The sequence below is a fragment of the Nocardia uniformis NBRC 13702 genome (genome assembly GCF_001613345.1).
Lineage (GTDB): Bacteria > Actinomycetota > Actinomycetes > Mycobacteriales > Mycobacteriaceae > Nocardia > Nocardia uniformis.
In genome coordinates, this window is record NZ_BDCE01000010.1 from 1 (window position 1) to 26,965 (window position 26,965).

Genomic DNA, 26,965 nt, shown 5'->3' on the forward strand with positions numbered 1-26,965 from the left:
CACGCCGGAATGACGGAGGTTCAATCAGTTACCGTGCAACGCCTCCGCCAGTTCCGCGATCGCCGCATCACTGACCGGGTACCCCGGGAAGTAGCAGCACATACGGGATACATGGCCGCCGAATCGATCTCGGATCTGTCCCGCGCACTCGGCGGGGGTGCCGCTGACTGCGATGGTATCCACCATGGTGTCGTCGATGAGCCCGGCCATCTCCTGCCAGCGGCCCTGCTTCGAGAGCAGATTGAGCTCCGGTTGCAGATCCGCCCATCCCTCGACCTCGAGGACCGGACGGTAGGCGGGGGTGGAACCGTAGAACGCCAGCAGATTCCGCACCGCCTGGCGCGCCAGCTCGATCTCCTGGTCCGAATTGCCGGTGGCGACAATGGCTTCGGCGATGATCTCGAACGGGCGCTCGGATCCGGCGCGCCCCTTCGCCACCGCCGGTAATGTGCGCTCCCGAAAGTGGCGTGCACTGTTGAACGGCATGACCAGGAGTCCGTCCGCCACCTGTGCGGCCATTTCGGTCATTCGTGGGCCCAATGCCCCGATCAGAACGGGCGGTGTCCCATAGGGATTCGGTCCGGGACTGAACTGCGGCGGCATCAGGGTGTGCTGCCAGAACGGACCCCGATGATCGAGCCGTTCTCCGGTCTGCCAGGAGTGCAGGATCGCCTGGACCGCCAGCACCGTATCGCGCATGCGCTCCACCGGCTGCGACCACGTCGACCCGTAGCGGCGTTCGATATGCGCCTTGATCTGGCTGCCCAGCCCCAGCCGGAATCGCCCACCGGACAGCAGCTGTAGATCGTAGGCCGCGTGTGCGAGGTGAATCGGGCTGCGCGGGAACGCCATTGCCACATTGGTCATGAGCGCGAGATCGGGTTCGCGGCTGGCGAGTGCCAGCGGGAGGAACACATCGTGTGGGCCCTCGAAGGTGAACACGCCATCCACGCCGAGCCGCCGCAGCTCCGCTGCCCGTTCACCCGCCTGGGTGGCGGACCCGTTGAGCCACACATCTATCGGTATCCGCACCGCGATCTCCTAGCCGAGGTTCACTCACCCCTCCCAGGGCCCAGGAGGGGTGGATCAGGCCCTGAGAGGGGTGAGGCGATACCGCCTCCGGCAGGGAAGCACAACGTCAGCGGTATCGGGTTCTGCGAACTACATATCGGCGATGATGAACTCCGCCGCCTTCTCACCGATCATGTAGCTAGGTGCATTGGTATTGCCGCCGGTAATGCTCGGCATGATGGAGGCGTCGGCGACCCGCAGGCCCTCGATACCGATCACCTTCAGCGTCGGATCCACCACCGCGCGCTCATCCACACCCATGCGGCAGGTGCCGACCGGGTGGTAGATGGAGTGAATGCGGTTGGGCAGTTCGCGACGCAGCGCGGTCTCGTCCTGTAGGGCCGGGCCGGGAGCCAGCTCTTCGGTGAGTGAACCGGCAATGCTCTTGTGCGCCATGACTTCCCGAATCATCCGAATGCCCTCGATCAGGAAGTCGGCGTCCCGGGGGTCGGTCAGGTAGCCCGGATCGATCAGCGGCGAGGCGAACGGGTCGGCCGAGGCCAGCCGCAGTTCGCCACGGCTCTTCGGGTAGATGAGGCTCGGGAAGATGGTGTATCCCGGCCGCCGGTCCACCATATGCATCTTGTCCTCGTCCTGGTTCGGGATCGGGTACGACCACGGCAGGGTGTGGATCTGCATATCCGGGTAGTCGCCCTCGGCGAACTTGGTCTTGACGAAGCCGACCGCCTCGAACACCGTGCGACCCATCCAGGAGCTACCCGGATTGCGCATCTCACGCATGATGCCGCGCGCGAAGTAGGTCGGAATGCCGCGGTGCAGGGCCTTCTTGGAGATGTAGGTCATCGGCACGAACAGGTGATCGTGCAGATTCTGGCCGACCGGCAGATCGGCGTGCACGGTAATGCCGTGCTCACGCAGCTGCGCGGCCGGGCCGATACCCGAGAGCATGAGGATCTGCGGTGAGCCGACGACACCGCCGGAGACGATGACCTCCTTGGCGGCGCGGATGACGCGGCGCGCGCCCTTCTTGTCCGCGACCTCGACGCCGATGGCGCGACCGTTCTCGATGACGACCCGGGTGACGTGCGCGTGGGTCACGACGGTCAGGTTGTCATTGGGCCGGTCGGTAATGAATCCGCGAGAAGAGCTGTAGCGAATACCGTTCCGCACGCTCTGCTGGAAGATCGAGATACCTTCCTGCGACGCGCCGTTGTAGTCCTCGATGATCGGTGCGTCCAGGGTTTCGGACGCGGCGGTCATGAATTCGTGGGAGATCGGGGTCAGCTCCTGCTGGCGGGTGACCTCGATGGGGCCGCCGGTGCCGCGCAGTTCGGACGCGCCGTCCTGCCAGTTCTCCAGGCGCTTGTAGGCGGGCAGGACATCGTCGTAGCTCCAGCCCTTATTGCCCTCGGCGGCCCAGGAGTCGTAGTTGGCCTTGTTGCCGCGCACGAAGAGCATGCCGTTGACCGAGCTGGAGCCGCCGAGCACCTTGCCGCGGGTCATCGGGATCTTGCGCTCGTTCGCATGCTTCTGCGGGGTGGAGTACTGCTTCCACACCACACGCTGCTTCAGCTGTGGAACGGTGTGGACCATGGTGATCATGCCGGGGCTGGACACCAGGCGGGTGTTGTCCTTGCGTCCGGCCTCCAGCAGGATCACGCTCGCGCCGCGCTCGGCGAGCCGGCCTGCCACCACAGCACCGGCGCTACCCGCGCCGACTACGACGTAATCGGCTTCGGTTGCGGCGTCCGCGGAGCGCGGAGAAGCGGTCATGTTCGTTACCTCATCCTCGAGTGTGCCTGGAATCACTGTAGAACAAGTTCTAGTTTCGCCACACTCGGGAGGTCTTGTCCAGGTCTGGTGGTCAACTTTCCGCGACAGTTGGGATGAGTCCGGCGAGACTGCTGACCCGGGCCCGGGGTGCATGGTTCAATCGGGTGTAGAACTTGTTCCAATTTCGAATCTTGGTGGCGACAGCCATAGGAGGAACAGTGACTGTTCCGTCGATTCCGGCCGGTTTCGATTTCACCGATCCCGCCCTCTGGGCGGATCGAAGTCCGGTCGCGGAGTTCGCCGCGCTCCGCCGTACCGCGCCGGTCTGGTGGAATGCGCAGACACCCGAACGGGCCGCTCCGTTTCACGACGGCGGCTACTGGGTGATCAGTCGACTCGAAGACATCAAAGAGATTTCCCGGCATCCGGAGGTCTTCTCCTCCAATGCCAAGGGGGCGATCATTCGCATACCCGGCGACAGTACGCCTGAGCAGATGGATCTGACCCGTAATGCGTTGCTGGTCAATATGGATCCACCGAAACACACCAAGATTCGCCGCATCGTCTCCAAGGGATTCACCCCGCGCGCCGTCGAGGGATTGCGTGCCGCGCTCACCGACCGCGCCCGGCGAATTGTGGCCGAGGCCAAGGAATCCGGTGGTGGAGACTTCGTCGAGCAGGTCGCCTGCGAACTGCCGCTACAGGCCATCGCGGAACTGCTCGGGGTGCCGCAGGACGATCGGCACAAGCTGTTCACCTGGACCAATGAAACGCTGAACTACGACGATCCGGAGTACGGCGGCGACTCCAATGCCGCATCCGCCGAGATCCTGGGTTATGCCTGGAATATGGCCGAGCAGCGGCGAGCCTGTCCGGTCGACGATATTGTCAGCGAGCTGGTCAATGCCGACGTGGACGGTGAGGCGCTGGGTTCGGACGAGTTCGGATTCTTCGTCATCCTGCTAGCGGTGGCGGGCAATGAGACCACCCGCAATGCCATTACCCACGGTATGAAGGCCTTCGTCGACAATCCGGAGCAGTGGCAGCTGTACCGCGAACAGCGACCGCGCACCGCGCCCGATGAGATCGTGCGCTGGGCGACGCCGGTGACGGCCTTCCAGCGCACCGCCACGCGCGATACCGAACTCGGTGGGCAGCGGATTCTCGAGGGTCAGCGGGTCGGACTGTTCTACAGTTCCGCCAACTTCGACGAGGAAGCCTTCGACGATCCGTTCCGGTTCGACGTGCTGCGCGACCCCAATCCGCATGTCGGATTCGGTGGTACCGGCACGCATTTCTGTGTCGGTGCGAATCTGGCCCGGCTGGAAATCGACCTCATGTTCAATGCCATTGCCGATGCGATGCCCGATCTCAGCGAGGTGGCCCCGCCGACCCGGCTGCGGTCCGGCTGGATCAATGGGATCAAACACTGGCCGGTCCGCTACGGGTAACTCGATCTACCATCGGTAATCATGACCGAGATTCGCGAGATTCCCCTCCAGACGCTGTCCGCCGAACCCACCACCTTGGCCGACCTGGCCGGGGACAAGGTGGTGCTGCTGGTGAATGTCGCCTCCAAGTGTGGCCTCACCCCGCAGTACGCGGGCCTGGTGGAACTGCAGCAGACCTACGGGCAGCGCGGTTTCACCGTGGTCGGCGCGCCGTGTAACCAGTTCATGGGGCAGGAGCCCGGTACCGCCGAGGAGATCGCGAGCTTCTGCGCGATGAACTACGGCGTGGACTTCCCGCTGCTCGAGAAGATCGAGGTGAATGGGGACGGACGGCACCCGCTGTACGCGGAATTGACCGACGTCGCCGATGCCGAAGGCGCCGCCGGGGATATCCAGTGGAACTTCGAGAAGTTCCTGATCGGCCGTGACGGCAAGGTGCTGGGGCGTTTCCGTCCCCGCACCGCGCCGGGCGATGCGACCGTGACAGGGGCCATCGAAGCCGCGCTCTAGTCACCGCACCGCCGCTATCTGTGCCGCCGCCGGTAGCGCACCGCGCAGGGCTGCTCCAGCTGCACAACCATTTTGGAATGGTCATTGCGGTAGCTGTCCGGCGGCTGGGCGAGTTCGAATTCCCAGTCCCGCAACAAGATCGAGAATATGGCCTTCAGCTGCATGAGTGCGAAGGCCGCGCCGACGCAGCGATGCCGACCCGCGCCGAAGGGAATCCAGGTCCAGCGGTTGGCCAGATCTTGCTGATTCGGATCCAGATAGCGGCCCGGGTCGAAGCGGTCCGGATCCGGAAAATCTTCCGGAATCCGGTTGGAGACAGCGGGAGTCGTGGCCACCAGATCGCCCGGGGCGATGCGGTGTCCGCACACGTCGAATTCATCGCGGGCCACGCGCATGAGAACGATGAGCGGCGGATGCATCCGCAGCGTCTCCTTCAGCACCGCCTCCAACCGCGGAATCCGGCGCAGCGCATGGAAACTCACATCCGCACCATCGGAGTAGAGGGTATCCAGCTCGCGCACAACACTGTGCAGCACTTCGGGATTGCGCAGTAGTTCGATAATCGTCCACGCCGCGGTGCCGGAGGTGGTGTGGTGTCCGGCGAACATCATGGAGATGAAGATGCCGGTGACCTCGCTGGGTGAGAACCGCGGATTGCCGTGCTCGTCGCGCACCGATACCAGCACATCGAGCATATCCCGGTCTTCTTTGCCCACAGTCGGATTCGCCATTCGATCCGCCATGATGTGGCGGACCAGCTTCACCAGCTGGTGGCGTGCCTCATCGCGGCGGCGGAAGCTGTCGATCGGCGCGTAGGGGTCCACATAGCAGTAGGCGTCGGTGCCCTGCTCCAACTCGTGATAGAGCTTCGCGAAGCGCGCGTCGAGCTCATTGCGGAACTTCACGCCGATCAGGCAGGCCGAGGAGGTGTAAATGGTGAGTTCCGCGAAGAATTCGAGCAGATCGATCTCGCCCGCATCACCCCAGCGCGCGAGCATCCGGTCCACCTCGTGGGCAATGGTGCCGGCGTGCTCGCGCATCTGTTCGGCGCGCAGGGCGGAGTTGTGCAGCATCTCCCTACGCCGTTCCGGTGGTGCGTCGAATACCACGCCCGCGCCGAAGATGGGTTTCATGAACGGGTAGGCGGCGGCCTGATCCAGTTCCTCATCGCTCGCCCGGAAGAAGAACTCATTGGCCTGCGCGCCCGACAGCAGGATGACATCGCGTTCGGCGAGCCGAAACGATCCGATATCGCCGCACTCCGCGCGCACCCGGCGCATGAGGGCGATGGGGTCGGTGCGGAATTCCTCGAGATGGCCGTGTTCGTGATGGCCGCCGGAGACCTGTCGTGGTCGCGCCAAGGACATCGGAACCTCCCGCACTACCGGCGTTGGACACCTGTCTGGAAGGTACTACCCGGAGGCGTTCCGCGGCAAGGGATCAGTTCGGCAGTACGAGCCGCGCCGACTTCTCCAGCTGGTCGGCGATCTCGGCGTACGACGCGTAACCCATTCCGGCTCGCACCAGCGCACCGGAGTACAGCGATTCCAGCGTCTCCACGATATCCGGATCGGCATCCGCGCCGAGTGCGTCCAGCAGTCGTTTGCGGATCTCGCTGCCGATCCGCAAGCGCAGATGCGCCACATCGGGATCGGTACCCAGCAGCGCACTGGTCACCGCGCCCGCCAGCGCGGGTTCATCGGCCACCAGCATGGCGGTCTGCCGCAGGACCGCGATCACCCGTACGGTCGGGTCGGTCTCCATGGTCTCCGGGGGTGGGGTGGCGGACAGTCGCCGCCAGAACATCTCCGCTACCAGATGTTCCTTGGAGGAGAAATAGGTATAGGCGGTGGCGGTGCCGACCCCGGCGGCCGCGGCCACCATGCGCACGGTCAGGCCCGCGAAACCCTCGCGCGACAGCACCTCCATGGCCGCCCGGGTCAGCTTGTCGACGGTGTCGGCCTGCTTCTCGGTGAGGCGTCGGCGGGTGGCCTCCATGCTCAGCACCTGACGGGCGGAAAGGGGATCAGACACGTGTCCGGATGCTACTATGGTGCCGCTCTACAGGCAACTCGGCGATGTTCTCCGGACATCAATACGGGTGCCCCGGAAAGGTTTTCGATGACCGGCATTTCAACGACCCGGCCCGGCGCCGAGATTTCCGCTGCCACCGCCGACCTATTCGCAGTGGCCGAACAGGTCACCGGATTCATGCCGCCGGAGGAGGGCCGCGCGCTCTACGACGCCGCGCGCACCCATGCCGGTGATGGCGTAATCCTCGAAATCGGTACCTACTGCGGTAAGTCCGCCATCTATCTGGGTGCGGCCGCCCGCGAGACCGGCGCGACCGTCTTCACCGTCGATCACCACTCCGGTTCGGAGGAACACCAGCCCGGCTGGGAGTACCACGACACCTCGCTGGTCGATCCGGAAACCGGCGTCTTCGACACCGTAACCGCCTTCCGCCGCACCATGGTTCGCGCCGGACTCACCGATACCGTTGTCGGCATCATCGGCTCCTCCACCGCCGCCGCCAGCGTTTGGCGCACACCACTGCGCATGCTGTTCGTCGATGGCGGCCACACCGAGGAAGCGGCGCAACGGGACTACGACAATTGGGCGCACTGGGTGGCGGGCGGTGGTCTGCTGGCCATACACGACGTCTTCCCCGACCCGGCCGACGGTGGACAGGCGCCGCACAATATCTACCGGCGGGCACTGGACTCCGGGAAGTTCCGGGAGCTGTCGGTGACGGGCTCGCTGCGCATTCTGCAACGCACCGCGGCCTGCAACTAATCGCCTGGTCAAAGTTCTGCGCGTAACGCCTCTCGTCATTCCGGCATGCTTTTGGCCGGAATCCACGCTCGAACAGGACACCGCGCAGTGTGGATCCCGGCCAAAAGCATGCCGGGATGACGGGGCGGTTCGATCACGAAACATGCGGTATTTTCGGCTACCCCTTGGCTCGGCCTGGCCCACGTGAAGGCGTCGGTGCGCGTGCGTAGTCTCGAGACGTGGAGATTCATCCGCCCACGACCGCGTACAGCGAGCGCCCCTCGACGGTGATCGCGGGGGCGGTGGTGTGGACGCGGACGGTGCTGTCCGCCAATGAACTGCCGGTGCTGCCCGACGGGTGTATGGATCTGCTGTGGATGGACGGCCGCTTGCGGGTGGCCGGGCCGGACAGCCGCGCCGCGAGTGGTCCGTCGCGGATCGGTACGCGGGTCCACGGCATGCGCTTCTTTCCGGGTACCGCCCCCGCGTTGCTCGGTGTCCCCGGCCGCGAATTGCGGGATACCAGGGTCGAACTCGACGAGCTGTGGCCCGCGGCGCTGGCGCGCCGGTCCGTCGACACCGTCGCGGCGGCCGCGGACCCCCTGATCGGTTTGGAAGCAGTGGCATTCGAGCGAGCCGCGGCCACCGAGCCCCCCGATCCGGTACTGCCGTGGATCGTGACTCGGCTGGGAGCGGGGGATTCGGTGGCGGAGATCGCGGATGCGGCCGGGTTCAGCGAGCGGCAGCTGCGTCGAATGTCATTGTCGGCCTTCGGTTATGGCCCGAAGACCCTCGGGCGAATTCTGCGTTTGCAACGGGCCCTGGCGCTGATCCGGGCGGGCAAATCGTTCGCGGAAACGGCGGCCCACGCCGGATACGCCGATCAGCCGCATCTCGCGCGCGATGTGCGCGAGTTCGCCGGAATGCCGCTGCGCCAGCTGCTTTCGGTTCAGGAGTGCAACGCCGCGTAGAGGCTGGTCCCATTGCCGTCGGGGTCGTTCACCACCGCGTACCGCTGCCCCCACTCGGCATCGAAGGGCTTCAATTCCCCGTGCCGGCCGGCCGCCACCAGCTCTTCGTACACGGCGTCCACTTCGGCGGGGGAGTCGCACCGGAAAGCCAGCCCGATCCGCCCGTCGCTTCCGGGTCGTTGCCAATTCGACTGGAACGAGGCCATGACCTCTTCGGTATCGAGGGCCAGCCGGAATCCACCCGGCAGTTCGGCTTCCACATGCCCCGCACCGGCCACCGGGCCGAATTCGAGGCCCAGGCGACGGTAGAAGGCGAGGGAGGCTTCCAGGTCGGAGACAATCAGTCCGATTACATCGAGTCGAGGTGCCATACCTCGAAACTAGCTGGACCGGGCGCGCCGGTCTTGAAGAAATCGGACAGGCGCCGGGTGTGATCCCTAGGGCTGCCAGGTGATCTTGCCGCCCTGGAAGTCCTGGGCCTTACCGCCCTCGTAGTCGTACTCGTCGCCCTTGGGGAGGCCGTAGCGGCCGGTTTCGCCGCCCGCCGCGACCCACTGGTCGCGGATCGCGCCCCAGATCACATTCGAGCCGGTGCTCTTCGACCAGTAGATGGCGCCACCCTCGAAGAGGTTGAAGCGGCCGTCGCCCTGACTGGTTGAGCCCTCGTCGGTAATGGGGAAGCCGAGCGGGCTGTTCTCCCAGCCGACCGGGGCCCACTTATCGCGAATAACGCCGCCGATCTGGTGGGCGGCGGTGCCGACCGACCAGTAGATGGAGCCGTGCTGGAAGTGACTGTAGCGGCCGGGCTTGCCCGGGGTGGAGCTCTCACCGGTGACCGGGTAGCCGAGTCCACCGTTCTCCGCGCCCAGGGCCCGCCACTTGTCGCGAATGAATCCGGTGACCGGGTGTGCGCCGTCCACCGCATTCCAGTAGATCGACGCATTGCGCTCGAACTCCTGGAACCTGCCGCCCTTCGCCGCATCCAGTTCGGGACCGGTCGGATCGCCGAACACCCCGGGTCCACCCGCGGCGTCGTATTCGACCTCGATGGCCCCGCCGACCTCGAACGCCCCGATCGGACGGGCGGCAGCGGGATTCATACCGGTGCCGACCAGGACTCCCGCCGCCGCGACAGCCAGCGCGACCGCGCCCCGGCGACGCAGGGACGAATTGTTCTTGCGAAGCGGACTCAACGGCTTACCTCGGATTCCGGTTGGACACGTACCGCCGCCATCCTCCAAGGCGGGAGCCGGGTCGGCAAGATGGAAACTCGGCCGCCACGACCACAAGCGCCGAATGTCCCGCGCCGCCAGTCCCGACCGCAAACTATGATCTCGGTCACTATGGTCCGGTGTCCCGGCAATCCAGTGCGGCATCGGTCGAATCTCATTGCTGAGGTTGGCATCGCGATGCCGCCTGTCGGCCTACGTCATTCCGGCACGCTTTTGGCCGGAATCCACACCGCTGAGGAGAGGATCCCGGCCACAGCGTGCCGGGATCACGGGGCTGTGCCGACAACGCGCCTCCATGTTCAGTACTGCCCATGGCCGAGCGCGTGACGGCGAGCTGGCCGGCGAACCGCCACGAATGTTGTTGTGCAGCGAAGCGATGCTATGGCTGCGAGACCCGGCGAATCGCCGCGCACATTGGCTGTGCGGCCAGGCGAAGTGCCACGTGCTTATGGGGTTCGGGGGCGAAGCCCCTGAGAGTTCCCGAGAGTGGGGTCTTTCAGGGGCGGGTGTCCACGCAGTCGCAGGTGAGGTGACCGGTGACCGTGGGTGCGGGGAGCAGGTCGCGGAAGATGCCGTTGGCCGCGGTGGTGCGCGACAGGGCGTCGGCGGCCAGGATCATGGCGGCTCCGGTCCAGGTGGTGCGTTCTTCGGGCCAGCGTTTGCCGTCGGCGAAGACCAGGCCGGTCCAGTAGGAGCCATCGGTTTCGCGCAGGTGCTGCATATTGGCGAACAGCCTCATGGCGCGGTCACGGTCGCCCAGGGCGTCGAGGGCCAGGACGAGTTCGCAGGTTTCCGCGCCGGTGACCCAGGGCTGGTCGGAAACGCAGCGGATGCCGAGGTCGTCGACCACGAAATCATCCCAGCGGGAATGGATTCTGCCGTGGCCCGCGCGGTCGCGCACCGCTCCGCCGAGGATGGGGTAGTACCAGTCCATGGAGTAGCGGTTCTTGTCCAGAAACGCTTCCGGATGTTCGCGCAGGGCATGGCCCAGGCGCAGCGCCGCGACCTCCCATTCGGGCTGGGGATCACCCACATGATCGGCGAGCACCAGCGCGCAGCGCAGGCTGTGGAAGATGCTGGAACAGCCGGTGAGCAGGGCCGCACCCGAGCTACCGGTGGGTCCCAGAGACCAGTGGATTTCGCCGTAGCGACCCTGTTGCAGGGCGAGTACGAAATCGATGGCGCGACGCACCGTCGGCCACATATCGATGGCGAACGCGGAATCGTCTGTGCTGGTGAGGAAATGCAGCACACCGGTGGCGATGTAGGCGCAGAAATTGGTGTCCGCGTCGGCGTTCTCCACTTCGCCCCGGCGAAACTGCATGGGCCAGGAGCCATCCGGGCGCTGGGTGGCGGCCGACCAGGCGTAGGCGGCCCGGGCCTGGTCGCGGAGCCCGGCGACGGTGAGCGCCATGGCGTTTTCGATATGGTCCCAGGGGTCGGTGTGTCCGCCGGTGAACCAGGGGAGGGCACCGTCGGATTCCTGGGTGGCGGCAATGGATTCGGCGGTGCGCAGGCAGTCCGCACCGGTGAGCACCCCGGCGACCGCCGGTAGGTCAGTTACCGCCAAGGCGCACCACCGGTTTCGCGAAGTACAGGGCCACGCTCTTTCCGATGAGCGGGTCGAGCAACCGTTCGGTGACGCGGGTGAGCGGCGGTGCGGACATCATGTCCCACACCAGAAGTCGGTGATACGCCGAGACCAGCGGATTCTTCTCCGCGGTGACACCGACCGCGCATTTCAACCACCAGTACGGTGCGTGCAGGGCGTGCGCGTGCTCGGTCCGGATATGGCGCACCCCGCGCGCGGTGATCTTGTCGCGCAATTCGTCGGCGCGATAGATGCGGATATGCCCGCCCTCATTGGCGTGGTATTCGTCCGACAGCGCCCAGCAGATGCGTTCGGGCAGCCAGCGCGGCACCGTAACCGCCAGTACCCCACCGGGTTTCAGCACCCGCGCCAATTCATTGATGGCCTGACCATCGCGCGGAATATGCTCGAGAATCTCCGAGGCGATCACCACATCGAACGCGCCATCGCCGTAGGGCAGGTCGAGGGCATCGCCGCGCACCGTCTCCGCCTTGGCGTAGTCGGGAGCCTCTCCGACCTCGGCCATGGCCTCGAACAGGGTCTGCACATCGGCGAGATCCCCGGCATTCTGGTCGAAGGCCACGATATCCGCGCCGCGCCGATACGCCTCGAACGAATGCCGCCCGGCCCCGCAGCCCACATCGATGACCTTGGTGCCGGGACCGATACCCAGCCGGTCGAAGTCGACGGTCAGCATGTGTGCGCCTCCTGGCGGGTATGTGCCGCGCCGACGGGCGCGATGGCGGGGCGGGTGAAGTGTCGGGAAATGGCCTGTTCGTAGACCGAAACCGTCTGCGCGGCCACAGCTTCCCAGCTGAAGATGTCGAGTGCCCGGCGGCGTCCGGCCGCGCCCAGCTGCCGGCGGCGTTCGGGGGAGTCGAGCAGTCTGCCCAGCACCCGGGTCAGTTCGTCCACATTTCCGGGCTCGATCAGTTCGGCGCAGTCGCCCACCACCTCCGGCAGGGCCCCGGCGCGACTGGCGACCAGCGGTGTCCCGCTGGCCATGGCCTCCACGGCGGGTAGCGAGAACCCTTCGTACATCGAGGGAATGCAGGCGATTTCGGCCGAACTGAACAGGCGCGCCAGCTCGTCGTCATCGAGGCCGCTGACGGCGGTGACGATATCGGAGATCCCGAGTTCGGCGATGAGCTTCTCGGTGGGTCCGTTCGGTTCCAGCTTGGCGACCAACCGCAAATCCAGCTCGTGGGTACCACGCAGCCGGGCAACGGCTTTCAAGAGATGAGCGATGCCCTTCAGGGGTTTGTCGGCACTGGCCACGGCCACGATGCGCCCCCGCGCCCGCGGCTGGGCACGGGGCCGGAACAGTTCGGTGTCCACACCCAGCGGCACGGTGCGCAATTGCTGTGGCAGTACGCCGAAGTCCGCGCAGATATCCGCGGCCGATGACGAGGATACGGTGATCAGGTCCGGAATCTGCCGCGCCACCCGCATTTGCATACCCAGAAACCCGTACCACCGGCGCAGGAAGGGTTTTCGCCGCCACCGCGCCGCCGCGAGATCCACCTCCCGGTCCCGGGTGATCGGATGGTGGATGGTCGCGACCAGCGGCAGATGCCGTGCGATATCGAGCAATCCGGAGCCGAGGCACTGATTGTCGTGCACCACATCGAAATCCGCGGCCCGCGTCCGCAGCAACTTCGCCGCCCGCAGGCTGAAGGTGCGTGGTTCCGGGAACCCGGCCGTCCACATGGTTCCCAGTTCCAGCAGATCGATTCCATCGCGAATCTCGCTCGGGCGCGGGGTCCGGAACGGATCAGGCTCCCGGTACAGGTCCAGGCTCGGCACCTCGGTCAACCGCACCCGAGGATCGAGCAGTTCGGGATAGGGCTGACCGGAGAACACCTCCACCTCGTGTCCGAGGTCGGTCAAACCCTGGCTGAGGTACCGGACGTACACGCCCTGCCCGCCACAATGAGTCTTGCTGCGGTAGGACAGCAGGGCAATGCGCACGTCGGTGTGGCCTTTCTCGACAACACGAAAAGCAGTGTGAGGAACGGTGGTTCAGATACTCGACATCAGTTCGCCGAACCGAGTGGCGCCAACTTGGCCGCCAGCCGGTCGAGGTAGGCGAGTACCTCGTCATCGGACTTATCCGGCAGACCGTACAGCGCGTCGGTGACTCCGGCCTCGGCCCACCGGGCCAGCTTCTCCGGATCCGGCTTGCCGTCGAGGGCCACCACCCGCGGTGTGCCCTCGCGCCCGGCATCGCGCCAGCACTTCATCAATAGCGCCGTGGAGGCCGACACATCCGACTCGTACGGCGTGGTGATCCACCCGTCCCCGGACTTGGCGATCCACTTGAAGGTCTTCTCGGTCCCACCGGCACCGATCAGTAGCGGCACATGTGACTGCACCGGTTTCGGCCACGCCCAGCTGGGGCCGAAGGAGACGAACTCACCGGAGTAGCTCGCTTCCTCCTGAGTCCACAGCTCCCGCATGGCCTCCATGTACTCGCGCAGGGCCGTGCGACGCTTATTGCCCGGGATCCCGTGGTCGGCGAGTTCATCGGTATTCCAGCCGAATCCGGCACCGACGGTGACTCGCCCGCCGGACAGATGGTCCAGCGTCGCAATGGTTTTGGCGAGGGTGATGGGGTCGCTCTCGGTGGGTAGCGCCACCGCCGTGGACAGCTCGATAGTGGAGGTCACCGCCGCCGCGGTCGCCAGTGCGACCCACGGGTCGAGGGTTCGGGTATACCGGTCGTCGGGCAGTTCCGCACCACCGGTGAGCGGATGCGCCGCTTTACGTTTCACCGGAATATGGGTGTGCTCGGGCACGAAGAACGATGTGAAGCCGCGTTCCTCCGCGGCCTTCGCGACGGCGGCGGGGGTGATGCCGCGGTCGCTGGTGAACTGGACTATGCCGAATCGCATGCGTGCCAACCTCTCTCAGTTGCCTTTGGCGGCGGCCACGCCCGCACGTCGGCCGTAGAAACTGCCGTCACCGAGGGAGCAGCCGGATGCGTAGCCGCCCGCACAGATGCCGGAGGTGACGCGACCCGCCGCGTACAGCCCCGGAATCGGTTCCCCGTCGACGTGCAGCACCTGCGAATCCAGATCGGTGCGAAGTCCGCCGAGGGTGAATCCGCCGGTGTACCCGCGCAGGTCGTACGCGCCCAGCGGCGCGCTGATCGGTTTCACCCATTCCGGCTTCTTGTGCAGGAATGGGTCTGTGCCCTGCTCGGCATGGTGGTTGTAGAGGTCGATGGTGTGCTGGAGGGTGTGCTCCGGCAGCCCCATCTCGCTCTCGAGTTCGGCCACCGTTTCGGCCACCCAGGTCGGTGCGATACGCAGGAACGACATGGAGGACTGGGTTTCGAACGCCGCCTCCAGCGCGGCCTCGTCGATAATCAGGTAGGCCTGATTGTCCTGGTCCTGCAGGATCGCCTGGCCCATCCGGCCCGGATAGGTGTCCTCGGTAATGAAGCGCTGGCCGCGTCCGTTCACCAGAATGCCGCGCACCACCACCTGCGGGTCCGCGATCAGCGCGACCTCGGTGGCATCCATATGCGCCAGATCTGCGCCCAGGGCCTGGGCGACCCGGATACCGATACCGTCGTGCTCTTCCACCGTGGCGGCGGGACGGCCGAAGATCTTGGGCGCGAACCGCTCGACCATTTCGTGCTGGTAGGCAAAGCTGCCGGTCGCCAACACCACGCCGCGTTCGGCGCGCACGAACACCGGCTTGCCGTACCGCGTGGCGGCCACGCCGACCACCCGGCCGGAATCGTCGACAATGAGCCGCCGCAGCCGGATGTCGTATTCGTGGCGCACACCGAGCTTTTCGGCGGTCTGGGCGAGCGGCTCCATCAGCATGTAGCCGCCGCCCTTCTCACCCAGCTTCTTATCCTTGGTCCAGGCGAGGTGACCGCGTGGTGCGGGATCGGCGATGGCATTGAACGGCGCGGCATTCTCGCCGCCGGAGAACATCAGGCCCTGGTCGGCGGGCGGCTCGTAGCCGGGCTCACCCCAGAACTCCTCCTTGAATGGAACACCCTGGGCGACAAGCCAGTTGAAGTGCTCGACACTGCCCTGGCAGTAGTCGTGAATCTTGTCGGAGTCCACTCCCGGTCCGAGGGCGGCGGTCAGGAACTTCTCCATATTCTCCGGGGTGTCGTCGAACCCGAGCGCCTGCTGCAACGGTGTGCCACCACCGAGATAGATGAATCCGCCCGACATGGCGGCCGCGCCACCCCAACCGCCGGTGCGTTCCAGCACCAGCGTGTCGACACCCGATCGCGCGGCCTCGATGGCGGCGCAGGCACCGGCGACGCCGTAGCCGACGACGACCACATCGGCCGTATGGTCCCAGGTCTCGACCTCACTGGCCCGGAGTGGGCGCACACTTGCGGTTTCGGCCATGAATTTCCTAACTCTCGGTAAGTTCTCGGAGGCTATTGCTTCGCGGCCTTTTTCTCGTGCGCGATGACCTTCCCGACCTTCTGGTCGAGCGTCGTGCCCGCGGGCCAGCCCACGTAGTGGCAGAGGAAGAGCGCGATCTCGCGCAGCTGCTCCTCGTCGAGTTCCTCATTGCGCAGCGCCGCGCCGATCTGGATCTCCGCGATATCGAACAGACCCTGCGCGGTGAGCGCGCCGATGAGCAGTAGCCGCCGGTCACGGATGGAAAGCCCTGGGCGCGACCAGATGTCGGCGAAGAGATGATCGGCGGTCACGGCGAAGTGCTCGCCGGGACCGTCCTGGAACTCCCAGCCGTACACCTCGGACATCTTCTTCAACCCGCGTTCGCGGCGTTCATCCGGCCCGCCCTCCGCCCGGCCGTCGTCCCCCACGGAATCGCTGTGCGATGGTGTGCTCATTTCTGCTCCTTGGAGATATCGCCGGGCCCCACACCGAGCCCGGCACCGAGGCCGTCGAGCGCCTGTTCGGCCAAAGGCAATGGAACACCGAGGCGGCGGCCCAGGTCGAGGGCGAGCGAGAGATCCTTCTCGCCGAGATCTCGGACGTGGGTGAGGATGGGAAACCAGAAATCGTCGGGTTCGACGGGTGCGGTGGTATTACGCAACATGATCGAACCCGCGCCACCGGTGTGGGAGTCGGAGTGCCGCACCACCTTGCCGAGTTCGGTGATATCCAGCTCGGCGGCCTCGGCCAGGCGCTGCGCCTCCGACGCCGCGGTGAAGGCAATGAAGTGCAGCAGATTGCGCGCCAACTTCATTCGGGTACCCGCACCGACCTCACCCGCGTGCACAATCAGCGAGGCCCACAGCTCGAACGGTGATCGCACGGTGGCGAAGGCGCCCTCGGTGCCGCCCACCATGACCGCCAACCCACCCTTCTTGGCGGCGGGAGCCCCACCGCTCACCGGTGCGTCCACGAATTCCACACCGCGCTCGGCACATTCGGCCGCCAAGGCGACGGCCGTCTGATCGGCAATGGTGGAGTGCACCGCGATCACCGTTCCCGGTTTCGCGCTGTGCAGTATTCCGTTCGGACCGGTGACCACCGACCGGACCTGAGCGTCGTCCAGTACCGCCACCGACACCACTCCGCAGCGTTCGGCGACCTCGGCGGCGGTGTCGGCGGTTGTGGCACCGCCGGAGGTGAACGGCTCCAACACCTCCGGTCTCATATCGCACACCACCAGGCCGCCCGGCCACTTCAGCAGCCGCTGCGCCATGGGTGCGCCCATATTGCCCAAACCGATGAAGCCGACCGCGAATTCGGCCGCGTCCAAGGGTCGTTCGCTGCTTTCGGCTGTACCCATCGGTCGCTCGCTCATGACCGGAATACCTGCCCGCCATCGACATTCAGGATTTGCCCGGTAACCCACCGGGCCTCGTCGGACAGTAGATACAGGCAGGCACCCACCAGATCGTCCGGCGTGCCCAGGCGTTTGATCGCCAGTTGCTGCTGCACCATATCGTCGACCATATTGCCGGGCACTACATTTCGGGTGGCCTCGGTATCGATCGGTCCGGGAGCGATGGCATTGATGCGAATCTTGGAGCCGCCCAGCTCATGTGCCAGCTGCTGGGTGAGGCCGTTGATGCCGACCTTCGCCAGCCCGTAGAAGCCGGAGTACGTCCAGGCCGCCGTGGAAGATTGGTTGACGATGGAACCACCGCCACCCTTCGACATGGGCTTCCACACCGCGCGGGTCATATTGAGCGCACCGTCGAGGTTCACGCCCATGAACTTCTTGTAGTAGTCCCACGGCACCGTCAGCAGCAGGTCGAGCTTCATATCGCCGTAGATGGCGGCATTGTTGACCAGGTGGTCGATGCTGCCGAACTCGTTCTTGGTGAATTCCGCGACGGCGGCAGCGGATTCGGGATCGGAGACATCCACCTGACGGAAGACGGCCGTACCGCCGTCGGCGGTGATCAGTTTGGCGACCTCCTCGCCACGGTCGGAGTTCAAGTCCGCGACAACGACCTTCGCTCCCTCGCGGGCGAGCGCCTGTGCGTACGCCGCGCCGATGCCCTGTGCGGCTCCGGTGACGATTGCGGATTTTCCAGTGAAGCGGGCCATGGTGTTGCTCCTCAGCAGCCGGTCGCGATCAGTTTGGTTTCGGTGTATTCCTCGAACCCGGCCACGCCCATCTCCCGGCCGATACCGGACTGCTTGTATCCGCCGAACGGTGCGTCGGCGGAGTACCAGACGCCGCCGTTCACGCTCAGGGTCCCGGTCCGCACGCCCTCCACCACGCGGCGAATGCGCTCGGTATCGGTGCCCCAGACCGAGCCGGACAGGCCGTAGGGGGAGTCGTTGGCAATGCGCACGGCATCGTCGTCACCATCGTGCGGAATGATCACCAGCACCGGGCCGAAGATCTCCTCCTGGGCGACGGTCGCCGAATTCGGCAGACCCGCGATGAGGGTGGGTTCGATGTAGTAGCCGCGTTCAGCGGTCGCGGGACGCCCACCGCCGGTGACAATGGTGCCGCCCTCGGCGCGCGCGAGATCGAGGTAGCGCTGTACGCGGTCGCGTTGACGCTCGGAAATCAGCGGCCCGCAGATGGTTCCGGCATCCGTGGGATTGCCGGGGGTAATGCCGGCGAGGGTGCGGGCCGCGTACTTGACGGCCTGCTCATAGGATTCGCGTGGGACGAGCAGTCGGGTACTGATGGCGCAGCCCTGCCCGGCGTGGACACACACCCCGAACGCCGCATAGCTCACCGCGCCGCGCAGATCCGCGTCATCGAGGACGATGAACGCCGACTTGCCGCCCAGCTCCAGGAATACCTTCTTCAAAGAGGCCGCGGCGGCACTCATTACGGCGCGTCCGGTCTGCGTCGACCCGGTGAACGAGACCATGTCCACCCGCGGGTCCACCACCAGCTGGTTGCCGAGGCCGTGGTCGTCGGAGGTGACGATATTGACCACACCCGCCGGAATATCGGTCTCCTCGGCGATGATTCGGCCCACCACCGCGGCACACCACGGCGTATCCGGTGCGGGCTTGAGTACCACGGTGGTTCCCGCCGCCAGTGCCGGACCGAGTTTGGCGAAATTGATCTGATGCGGGAAGTTCCACGGCGTAATGGCCCCGACCACGCCGATCGGCTCGCGCCGCACTCGACGGCTGCTCTTGATCCCCATCGGCTCGGCTACGCCGAGATCGGTTTCCCACGTGTAGTTTTCGGCCAGATCCGCGAACCAGCCGAGGTCGTCCACCGGCCCCTCCAGGTGCGGGCCGCTGGTCAGCATTCGCGGCGCACCCACCTCGGCGATGGTGATCTCGCGCAGTTCCTCGATATGCCCGCGCAGGCCGTCCCGCAGCTGCCGCAGGCAGCGGGCGCGGAAGGCGTGGTCGCGGGACCAGTCGGTGGTGTCGAACGCGGTGCGCGCGGCGGTGATCGCCGCGTCCATATCGGCGCTGTCGGCATTGGCGGCGTGGCCGAGTACTTCCTCGGTGGCCGGGTCGACGGTGGCGAAGACGCCCGCGCCGCCCGGAACCAACTTTCCGCCGATCAGCAGGTGCGAAGCACCGCCTGGGACGAGACCGTTCATCGGTAGCTCCTCTGCTGTCCGGACACGTGTACGGACTATATGTTCGGAATTCCGAGCCGCGCAAGAACCTGTTCCAGTATGGCCAGCTGCCGCCGCGGCGTTCATTTCACCCGAAAACCGCCGATTCATTGTCAGTCTCGGGCCGCTCCAGTACTGTACAGACACATGTCCAGCTATGTGTCTGTCATGGACGGCGAGCGCCCTGTGGTGCCGATGAACGCGTTCTCGATCCCGAGGGGTGCGCAATGACGAGAGCCTCGGTCGAGCCATTGCTCTTCGATCCCTACGACTACGCCGTTCACGAGGATCCCTATCCGCTCTACCAGCGGCTGCGCACCGAAGCGCCGCTGTATCACAACCCCGATCTGGGGTTCTGGGCGTTGTCCAAACATGCCGATGTCTCCGCTGGCTTCCGCGACAATCTCCGGCTCTCCAGCAGTAATGGTGTATCCCTCGATCCCGCCGCGTGGGGACCGCACGCGCACCGCACCATGTCCTTCCTGGCCATGGACGATCCGGAGCATCTGCGGCTGCGCAAGCTGGTCTACCAGGGCTTCACTCCGCGCCGGGTGGCCGAAATGGGCGACCGCATACGGGAAATCACGCTGCACCACCTCGAACCCGCACTCGAACGGGACGGCTTCGATTGGATCGACGATGTCGCGGGCCGGCTCCCGATGGACGTGATTTCCGAACTACTCGGCGTTCCGGAACCCGATCGCGCCGAAATCCGGCGCATGGCAGACCTTCTCGTGCATCGTGAGGAGGGGATGCTCGACATCCCGGTCCCAGCGATGGAAGCCGCTATGCACCTGGCCGGGTACTACTCCGAGATGGTCGCCGACCGTCGCCGCTCCCGCACCGACGATCTGACCTCCGCGCTACTGGACGCCGATGCCGACGGCGACCGGCTCACCGATGCCGAGATCATCGGCTTCATGTTCCTCATGGTGGTGGCCGGTAATGAGACCACCACCAAATTGCTCGGCAATGCCCTGTACTGGGCGGGCCGCAATCCGGAGCAATACGCCAAGGTCGTCGCCAATCCGGAACTGGTATCGGACTGGGTGGAGGAGACCCTGCGCTACGACGCCTCCACACAGATCCTGGCCCGCACGGCGGCGGCGGATCTGAACTTCCAAGGCGGCACCATTCCGGAGGGCGCCAAAGTGCTGCTCCTGCTGGGCGCGGCCAATCGCGACGACGCGGTATTCCACCATCCCGATCGGTACGACATCGAACGCACCGATAAGAGTGGCCTCATCAGCTTCGGTCGCGGGGTGCACTTCTGCCTCGGTGCCCATCTGGCGCGCCTGGAAGCCGAGATTGTCCTGGGGGAGTTCGCCGCTCGGGTCCGCGATTACGACGTGGACGAATCCGGGTGCGAGCGCGTGCACTCCATCAATGTGCGCGGTTTCGCCAAATTGCCGGTCAGTGTGGAGGTTCGGTAATGCCACGTTTTCCATCCCATCCGGAGCGTCGCCCGGTACTGATTGCCGGAGCCTCCTCCGGTATCGGCGCGGCCACCGCCGACACCCTGGCCGAACTCGGCTATCCGGTAGCGCTCGGCGCCCGCCGGGTCGACCAGTGCGAGGAGTTCGCCGAGAAGATCCGTGCCAATGGCGGTGCGGCGTTCGCGCATCGGCTCGACGTGACCGACGGGGCCTCCGTCGACGAATTCGTCACCGCCGCCGAGGCATCGCTCGGGCCCATCGAGATTGTCGTCTCCGGCGCCGGCGATCTGGAGTTCGGCCAGGTCCACGCCACCGACCCGGATATCTTCGAACAGCAATTGCGGGTCCATCTCGGCGGCGCGCAGCGACTCGCCCAGCGCATCCTGCCCGGCATGATCGAACGCCGGCGCGGCGACTTCGTGGTCATCGGCTCCGATTGCGCGGACCGCCCGCGCCCCGGTATGGCCGCCTATAACGCCGCCAAACTCGGCGTGGAAGCCCTTGCGCGACAGATGCGTATGGAGTTGGAGGGCACCGGCGTCCGTGCCTCCATCGTGCGGCCCGGCCAAACCCTCACCGGGATGGGGATGAACGCCACGCCCGAGGTGGTCGGCCCGCTGCTGGAGGACTGGGTGAAGTGGGGTTTCGCCCGCCACTCGCACTTCCTGCGCGCGGCCGATCTCGCGGCAGCGGTGGCGGCGGTGGTCGCCACACCGCGCGGTGCGCATCTGGTGCTCGTGGAGGTGCAACCGGAAGCGCCGCTGCGTGATTCGACTGCCACACCATCCACGGATGATCCGGCCCGTCCTGTCGATCCGGGAGGCCGGTAATGCGCCTAGTGGTCGATCTGGACCTATGCCAGGGCCACGCCGTCTGCCAGGACGAGGCCCCCGAACTCTTCGAGGTGCCCAAGAACGGTCAGGTGCGAATTCTGCGCGCCGACCCGGGTACCGATCTGGACGCGGCTCGCTCCGCCGTCCGCTACTGCCCGACACAGGCGCTGTCCCTGGTGGATGACAGCGAATCCGAGAAGGAGCCGTCATGACTTTCCCGCGCGAAGAACTCGATGAGATGGTGCGCCGCTGGGTGGAGGAGAACGAGCGCTGCGAGGCCCTCGGGGACTGGAAGCCCTTGGCGGACTTCTATACCGAGGACGCCACCTACGGCTGGAACTACGGCCCGCAGCAGGAGTTCATGGCCGTCGGGCGCGACGAGATCCGCGATATCGCGCTCGGCCAGGAGATGTTCGGTCTGGAGGGCTGGACGTACCCCTACCAGGAATTTGTCACCGACGAACGCACCGGCAGTGTCATCGGCCTCTGGAAGCAGGTCAACGAGAAGTCCGGACCCGACGGCAAGCCCTACAGTCCTGAGGGTATCGGCGGCAGCTGGTTCCGCTACGCCGGAAACTTCCAATGGTCCTGGCAGCGTGACTTTTTCGACTTCGGCAATGTGACCGCGCTGTTCGTGCGAATGATGTCGGACAACGCCCTGTCGCCGGGTATGCAGAAGCGCATCGAACGGTCCATGTCCGGAGAGCCGCTGCCCGGCTGGTACCGCGTGGGTGAGGGGCCGGTTCCACAGTGGTGAGCTACCTGACCGACGTTGAAGGCGCGAGGTCGGCACTGTCCCCGGGTGGGGCAGGCAACGTCGAGACCCCAACCCGCGTCGAGGCACTGCGATGAGCCGATACGAGAGCCTGTCCCGCGCGGAGTTGGCCGTGCTGGTGCCCGAACTACTGCTGTGCGGGCATCTCATCGACCGGTCCGGAATGGCACACACCATCGGGGCCTTCGGGCGCGAAGGTATGACGGCGGTGGCCATCGAGGAGTGGCAGCTGGCCAGTCCGGTGTACACGCGACGAATGCGCGCGGCGCTCGACATCACCGGCGACGGTGTCGATACCGTCTTCAAGGGCATGCAGTTGGAGATCGGCGCACCACCGCAGTTCATGGACTTCCGCTACACGGTGCACGATCACGATCACGGTGAATTCCACCTCGACCACTGCGGGGCGCTCGCGGATGTCGAGCCGATGGGGGAGGAGTACGTGGTGGCCATGTGCCACCACATCGAGGACCCCACTTTCGATGCCACGGCCCTGGCGACGAATCCGCATATCCAGGTGCGGCCCGTGCACCGGCCGCCGCGGGTTCCGGCGGATCGGCACCCGGTGTGCGCGTGGACCGTGACCATCGATGCGGCGAATACTCCGCCCGAGCCAGCGCGCAATGCCGCTGTGGTCGCGGAATCTCGTGCGGCGCAGCTGCAATTGCCGCCGATCGAGCGCACCGGTCCGGGGCAGCACGACTATTCGGGCCCGCTGCTGAACGATCTGCGGTTCACCGATTTCTCCCGTAACGCGCTGGTGCGGATAGCCGAAGAGGTGTGCCTGCAACAGCATCTGCTCACCCTCGGCTTCCGCTGCGCGCTGGCGGAACACGGTGATGCGGAGACCGGGCTCGATATCGCCCGCAAGCAGTTCACGGGTATTGCCGGACTCACCGCCGAACGCATCCGTACCGCGCTGAACCTCGGTGACGATGCCGCGGCTTTGGCGAAAGTGCTTCGCCTGCACCCGGCTTGGAATCCAATGGAGTATGTGGATATCGAGCTCGGTGTGGAAACCGTCGCGGGTGCGGAGCACGTGGAGTTGCGCCTGCACCTTGATTGCGCCGCCGTGGCCGACGGCGCCTGGCCGGCGCTGCTCGACCCCGACTACCTCGCACCGATCGATGCCATGGCGCGCGGGGTCAATCCGCGCTTCCGCACCACTCTGCGCGCGGCCGACGATCACACGCTGGCCTTCGAAATCGCGCTCGCCCCAGCCCCGTTCCGCGAGGCGTCCGAAGTGGCCATAACCCGGTTCAGCACCGGCGCGGACTTCACCTTCACCGAACGCGGCACACCACTGCCCCTCACCGTTCTGTAGACCAGAAAGCGAAAACCCATGGCGTGCAATTTCGCCGACCTGTTCGAGCACTCCGTCGATGCCATGCCCGATCGGACCGCGATCATTCAGGGCGACCGGCGGCTCACCTTCCATGAACTGGAGCGTCGGGCCAATCGGCTCGCTCATCATCTCGCCACGGCGGGGGCGGGGCCGGGCACCCATATCGGGTTCCTCATGCACAACAGCCTCGAAACCATGGAGACGCTGATCGCGTGCTTCAAGATTCGCGCCGTTCCGATCAATATCAACTATCGGTATCGGGCCGATGAGCTGCGCTACGTCCTCGATAACGCCGACGTGGAAATGGTGGTGCACCACCGCTGCTACGCCCCGCTCTTCGATGAGGTGCGCGCGCAGGTGCGGTCGCTGCGGCACGCCCTCGTAGTCGAGGACGATCAGGGCGGCGCGGGTCTGCCCAGCACCGCCGTTCACTATGAGCAGGCACTCGAAAATGGTTCCAGCGCCCGCGATTTCGGCCCGCGCAGCCCCGATGACCTGTTCATGATGTACACCGGTGGCACCACCGGCCTGCCCAAAGGCGTGATGTGGCGGCAGGAGGATATGTGGCGGGTCCTCGGCGGCGGTATCGACTTCTATACCGGGGAGCCGGTCGCCGACGAGTTCGGGCAGTCCCGCACCGGTGCGGGTGTCGACCAGGCCACCTGGTTCATCCTGCCGCCGCTCATTCACGCCGCCGCCATGATGCCCACCTTCACCGCGCTGTGGTCCGGCAATGCCGTGGTCTTCGAACCGCGCTTCGATCCCGCCCGGGTGTGGCAGGTGGTGGCGCGCGAACGGCCGTCGGTGCTGGTCATTACCGGTGACGCCATGGCCCGCCCGCTCATTGACGCCTACCGGGCCGCACCCACCGACACCTCCGCGCTGTGGGTCATCGCCTCGGGAGCGGCGCTGCTCTCCCAGCCGGTGAAGAACGAGCTGCTCGCCCTGTTCCCGTCGAAAATGGTCTCCGACTCGATCGGCTCCTCCGAAACCGGTTTCGGCGGTATCGGATTCGCGCAGAAGGATGACGATCCCGGCCGCGGGCCGCGCGTCAGTGTCGGACGGGGCGCGCTGGTGGTCGACGACACCGGCCGTGCCGTCGCGCCCGGTGCGGAGGGCTGGGTGGCCAAGACCGGCAATGTGCCCATCGGCTACTACAAGGATCCGGCCAAGACCGACAAACTCTTCCGCACCATCGACGGGGTGCGCATGGTGATCACCGATGACCGCGCCCGCGTCGAGGCGGATGGGTCGGTCACCCTGATCGGCCGCGGGAACATGGTTATCAATACCGGCGGCGAGAAGGTCTTCGCCGAAGAGGTGGAGGCCATTGTCAAGGCGCACGAATCGGTCTACGACGTGGTCGTCATCGGGGTCCCGCACGAGCGGTGGGGACAGCTGGTCGCCGCCGTGGTCTCGACCGCCGACGGTGGCGTCGACTTCCCGGCCCTGGAGCAGCATGTGCGCTCCCACCTGGCCGGATACAAACTTCCACGCCGCATCTGGGTGGCGGAAACGGTCTCCCGCACGCCTAGCGGGAAGCCCGACTACCGCTGGGCCAAGGAGTACGCGACCACCCGCGATCCCGACTACGAAGTCGGATAGGACACGCACCCCGACTCCCGTCATTCCGGCGTGCTTTTGGCCGGAATCCACACCTGTCCACGAGACCTCCCGGTCAATGGGACTCTTGTCCGGAACCCTGTACGAATCAACGAGAACCTGTTCTAATTCTTTCATGGTGGAGGCCCACGCCGTTCTCGGCGAAACAGTCACAATGCCGGTGGAAATCCGCACCGCCGATACCAGCTCCGCACTCTTCCCGGTCGATCCCGCACCCGTGCGGGAGTTGCTCGCCGGGACGGGGCTGGCACCGCTCACCTTTCTGGGGCGCGCGTTCTGCAACCTCGCGTTCGTGCGCTACGTGGACGGCGATCTCGGTCCCTACCACGAGTTCGCCTTCTCGGTCATGGCGCACCAGCCCGGCCGCAAGGGCAGCTCGGGGGCCTACATTCACTGGCTGCCGGTCAATCAGAGCTTCACCTGCGAAGCCGGGCAGTCGATTTGGGGATTCCCCAAACTGATGGCCGATATCGACATCACGCCCACCCGGCGCGGGCATCGCTGTGAGGTGGCCGTCGAGGGCCGAAAGGTCCTGGCCCTCAGCATCTCCGATGGTCTTCCGGCTCCGAGCGGAGCGGGCGGATCATCCATCGACGCCTACACCTATCGCGATGGCGTGCTGCGGCGCACACCCTGGGATATGAACCCGGCGGCCGTGCGCATGCGCCCCGGCGGCGCTCGCCTCGAACTCGGTGACCATCCGATCGCCGATCAGCTGCGGTCGCTGGGACTGCCCAAGACCGCGCTCTTCTCCAGCCGAATCGGCAAACTGCACATGACTTTCGGCGAAGCCACCACGGTCTCGTCGACCCGGGAGATTCAATGACCAAGACAGCACTCGTCACCGGCGCGGCCAGCGGTATGGGCCGCATGGTCGCCCAGCGCCTCGCCGCCGCGGGCTACACCGTCGCCGCCCTCGATCTCAATGGTGACGGCCTGGCCGAGACCGCGCAGCGCTCGCCGAATATGCACACCTACACCTGCGATATCGCCGATACCGATCAGGTGTTCTCGGTTATCGAGAAGGTGCGCGCCGAACACGGCACCCTCGACCATGTGGTGCACGCCGCGGGTATGTGTCACGTGCACGCTTCAGCGCTGGACCACGATGTGGCGCAGATCCGGAAGATGATGGACGTCAACTACTTCGGCACCGTGAATATGTGCCAGGCCGTCATTCCGGCCATGAAGCAGGCCGGGACGGGCACCATCGTGCTGTTCGCCTCGGTGGCGGGTTGGCTGCCATCGCCCGGCATGGCGGGCTACTCGGCCTCCAAATTCGCGGTCATCGGCTTCGTGGACAGCCTGTCCTACGAATTGGCGGGCTCCGGCGTGCGACTGCTCGCCGTCTGCCCGCCCCCGGTGGAAACCCCGTTCCTGACAAAGCTTCGAGCCGAGAATGCGTCCGTCCTCGGCGGCGAGGGTGGGATGACCGCCGAGGGCGTGGTGGACGCGATGGAGAAGGCGCTCACCAAGCCGAAGACCCCGCTGTTCATCTTCCCGGGGCAGGCCAAATCCATGTATCTCATGCGCCGCTTCGTGCCTGGTGTGATGCGTAAGCTGGTCGCCAGCAAGATCAAACCGGTCGATTGACGAGTAGGTGCGAC

At 65.8% G+C, this 26,965-nt stretch carries 27 protein-coding genes; 12 read left to right on the plus strand and 15 right to left on the minus strand.

The window, feature by feature from the left end:
* Window positions 1-24: 24 nt before the first annotated feature.
* Together NU1_RS02860 and NU1_RS02865 are read right to left on the minus strand one after the other, a co-directional pair.
* A complete protein-coding gene (locus NU1_RS02860) occupies window positions 25-1,026 on the minus strand; it encodes a TIGR03617 family F420-dependent LLM class oxidoreductase (protein ID WP_067517216.1) in 1,002 nt (333 codons plus the stop codon).
* A gap of 135 nt (window positions 1,027-1,161) precedes the next feature.
* Window positions 1,162-2,805, minus strand: a complete 1,644-nt coding sequence (locus tag NU1_RS02865) for a GMC family oxidoreductase (protein WP_067517072.1) — start codon at window positions 2,803-2,805, stop codon at window positions 1,162-1,164.
* Between the two features lie 218 nt (window positions 2,806-3,023).
* Between NU1_RS02865 and NU1_RS02870 the strand changes: the two genes are divergently transcribed.
* On the plus strand, window positions 3,024-4,256 hold the full coding sequence (locus NU1_RS02870) for a cytochrome P450 (protein ID WP_067517074.1): 1,233 nt from the start codon (window positions 3,024-3,026) through the stop codon (window positions 4,254-4,256).
* Window positions 4,257-4,277: 21 nt separating this feature from the next.
* Entirely contained in the window at window positions 4,278-4,766 is a 489-nt protein-coding gene (locus tag NU1_RS02875; protein ID WP_067517076.1) for a glutathione peroxidase, read from the plus strand.
* 14 nt (window positions 4,767-4,780) lie between these two features.
* On the opposite strand, the gene cyp51 is transcribed toward NU1_RS02875, so the two are convergent.
* Window positions 4,781-6,133, minus strand: coding sequence for a lanosterol 14-alpha demethylase (cyp51, locus tag NU1_RS02880; RefSeq protein ID WP_067517078.1), 1,353 nt, complete (start codon window positions 6,131-6,133; stop codon window positions 4,781-4,783).
* A 73-nt stretch (window positions 6,134-6,206) separates the two neighbouring features.
* A complete protein-coding gene (locus tag NU1_RS02885; protein ID WP_067517219.1) occupies window positions 6,207-6,770 on the minus strand; it encodes a TetR/AcrR family transcriptional regulator in 564 nt (187 codons plus the stop codon).
* Between the two features lie 117 nt (window positions 6,771-6,887).
* On the opposite strand from NU1_RS02885, the gene NU1_RS02890 reads away from it, so the two are divergent.
* Window positions 6,888-7,562, plus strand: coding sequence for a class I SAM-dependent methyltransferase (locus NU1_RS02890; protein WP_067517080.1), 675 nt, complete (start codon window positions 6,888-6,890; stop codon window positions 7,560-7,562).
* A gap of 218 nt (window positions 7,563-7,780) precedes the next feature.
* Window positions 7,781-8,512 carry a helix-turn-helix transcriptional regulator gene (locus NU1_RS02895; protein ID WP_245719922.1) on the plus strand — a complete coding sequence of 244 codons (732 nt, stop codon included), beginning with the start codon at window positions 7,781-7,783 and terminating at the stop codon, window positions 8,510-8,512.
* On the opposite strand, the gene NU1_RS02900 is transcribed toward NU1_RS02895, so the two are convergent.
* The 11 genes from NU1_RS02900 to NU1_RS02950 form a co-directional block, all read right to left on the minus strand.
* Entirely contained in the window at window positions 8,491-8,883 is a 393-nt protein-coding gene (locus tag NU1_RS02900) for a VOC family protein (RefSeq protein WP_067517082.1), read from the minus strand. The genes NU1_RS02895 and NU1_RS02900 overlap by 22 nt on opposite strands.
* 66 nt (window positions 8,884-8,949) lie before the next feature.
* Window positions 8,950-9,705 (minus strand): LGFP repeat-containing protein, encoded by a 756-nt coding sequence (locus NU1_RS02905; protein WP_307642797.1) that lies wholly within the window; start codon window positions 9,703-9,705, stop codon window positions 8,950-8,952.
* 535 nt (window positions 9,706-10,240) lie between these two features.
* Window positions 10,241-11,314 (minus strand): prenyltransferase, encoded by a 1,074-nt coding sequence (locus NU1_RS02910; protein ID WP_067517084.1) that lies wholly within the window; start codon window positions 11,312-11,314, stop codon window positions 10,241-10,243.
* On the minus strand, window positions 11,301-12,032 hold the full coding sequence (locus NU1_RS02915) for a class I SAM-dependent methyltransferase (RefSeq protein WP_067517086.1): 732 nt from the start codon (window positions 12,030-12,032) through the stop codon (window positions 11,301-11,303). The genes NU1_RS02910 and NU1_RS02915 overlap by 14 nt, the downstream gene beginning before the upstream one ends.
* Window positions 12,026-13,306: a glycosyltransferase family 4 protein gene (locus tag NU1_RS02920; protein ID WP_067517088.1), complete on the minus strand. Its 1,281-nt coding sequence runs from the start codon at window positions 13,304-13,306 to the stop codon at window positions 12,026-12,028. Before NU1_RS02920 ends, NU1_RS02915 begins: the two co-directional genes overlap by 7 nt.
* Window positions 13,307-13,371: 65 nt before the next feature.
* Window positions 13,372-14,229, minus strand: a complete 858-nt coding sequence (locus NU1_RS02925; RefSeq protein ID WP_067517091.1) for an LLM class F420-dependent oxidoreductase — start codon at window positions 14,227-14,229, stop codon at window positions 13,372-13,374.
* A gap of 15 nt (window positions 14,230-14,244) precedes the next feature.
* Window positions 14,245-15,717 (minus strand): FAD-dependent oxidoreductase, encoded by a 1,473-nt coding sequence (locus NU1_RS02930; protein ID WP_067517093.1) that lies wholly within the window; start codon window positions 15,715-15,717, stop codon window positions 14,245-14,247.
* A gap of 32 nt (window positions 15,718-15,749) precedes the next feature.
* Entirely contained in the window at window positions 15,750-16,172 is a 423-nt protein-coding gene (locus tag NU1_RS02935) for a carboxymuconolactone decarboxylase family protein (protein WP_067517095.1), read from the minus strand.
* Entirely contained in the window at window positions 16,169-17,080 is a 912-nt protein-coding gene (locus NU1_RS02940) for an NAD(P)-dependent oxidoreductase (protein ID WP_067517225.1), read from the minus strand. Before NU1_RS02940 ends, NU1_RS02935 begins: the two co-directional genes overlap by 4 nt.
* Before the next feature lie 11 nt (window positions 17,081-17,091).
* A complete protein-coding gene (locus NU1_RS02945) occupies window positions 17,092-17,847 on the minus strand; it encodes an SDR family oxidoreductase (protein ID WP_067517097.1) in 756 nt (251 codons plus the stop codon).
* 11 nt (window positions 17,848-17,858) lie between these two features.
* Window positions 17,859-19,328: an aldehyde dehydrogenase gene (locus tag NU1_RS02950; protein WP_067517099.1), complete on the minus strand. Its 1,470-nt coding sequence runs from the start codon at window positions 19,326-19,328 to the stop codon at window positions 17,859-17,861.
* Window positions 19,329-19,573: 245 nt separating this feature from the next.
* On the opposite strand from NU1_RS02950, the gene NU1_RS02955 reads away from it, so the two are divergent.
* From NU1_RS02955 to NU1_RS02990, 8 genes are all read left to right on the plus strand, one after another.
* Window positions 19,574-20,779, plus strand: a complete 1,206-nt coding sequence (locus NU1_RS02955; RefSeq protein ID WP_067517101.1) for a cytochrome P450 — start codon at window positions 19,574-19,576, stop codon at window positions 20,777-20,779.
* Complete coding sequence (locus NU1_RS02960; protein ID WP_067517103.1) at window positions 20,779-21,612, plus strand: SDR family oxidoreductase; 834 nt, start codon at window positions 20,779-20,781, stop codon at window positions 21,610-21,612. Before NU1_RS02955 ends, NU1_RS02960 begins: the two co-directional genes overlap by 1 nt.
* A complete protein-coding gene (locus tag NU1_RS02965; RefSeq protein ID WP_067517105.1) occupies window positions 21,612-21,827 on the plus strand; it encodes a ferredoxin in 216 nt (71 codons plus the stop codon). Before NU1_RS02960 ends, NU1_RS02965 begins: the two co-directional genes overlap by 1 nt.
* The gene (locus NU1_RS02970) at window positions 21,824-22,372 is read left to right on the plus strand and encodes a nuclear transport factor 2-like protein (protein ID WP_067517107.1); all 549 of its coding nucleotides are present in this window, start codon (window positions 21,824-21,826) and stop codon (window positions 22,370-22,372) included. Before NU1_RS02965 ends, NU1_RS02970 begins: the two co-directional genes overlap by 4 nt.
* Before the next feature lie 91 nt (window positions 22,373-22,463).
* Window positions 22,464-23,714 (plus strand): hypothetical protein, encoded by a 1,251-nt coding sequence (locus NU1_RS02975; RefSeq protein ID WP_067517109.1) that lies wholly within the window; start codon window positions 22,464-22,466, stop codon window positions 23,712-23,714.
* 18 nt (window positions 23,715-23,732) lie between these two features.
* The gene (locus NU1_RS02980) at window positions 23,733-25,340 is read left to right on the plus strand and encodes an acyl-CoA synthetase (protein ID WP_067517111.1); all 1,608 of its coding nucleotides are present in this window, start codon (window positions 23,733-23,735) and stop codon (window positions 25,338-25,340) included.
* Window positions 25,341-25,473: 133 nt separating this feature from the next.
* Window positions 25,474-26,184, plus strand: coding sequence for an acetoacetate decarboxylase family protein (locus NU1_RS02985; RefSeq protein ID WP_212761904.1), 711 nt, complete (start codon window positions 25,474-25,476; stop codon window positions 26,182-26,184).
* Complete coding sequence (locus NU1_RS02990) at window positions 26,181-26,951, plus strand: SDR family NAD(P)-dependent oxidoreductase (RefSeq protein ID WP_067517113.1); 771 nt, start codon at window positions 26,181-26,183, stop codon at window positions 26,949-26,951. Before NU1_RS02985 ends, NU1_RS02990 begins: the two co-directional genes overlap by 4 nt.
* Window positions 26,952-26,965: the final 14 nt, after the last annotated feature.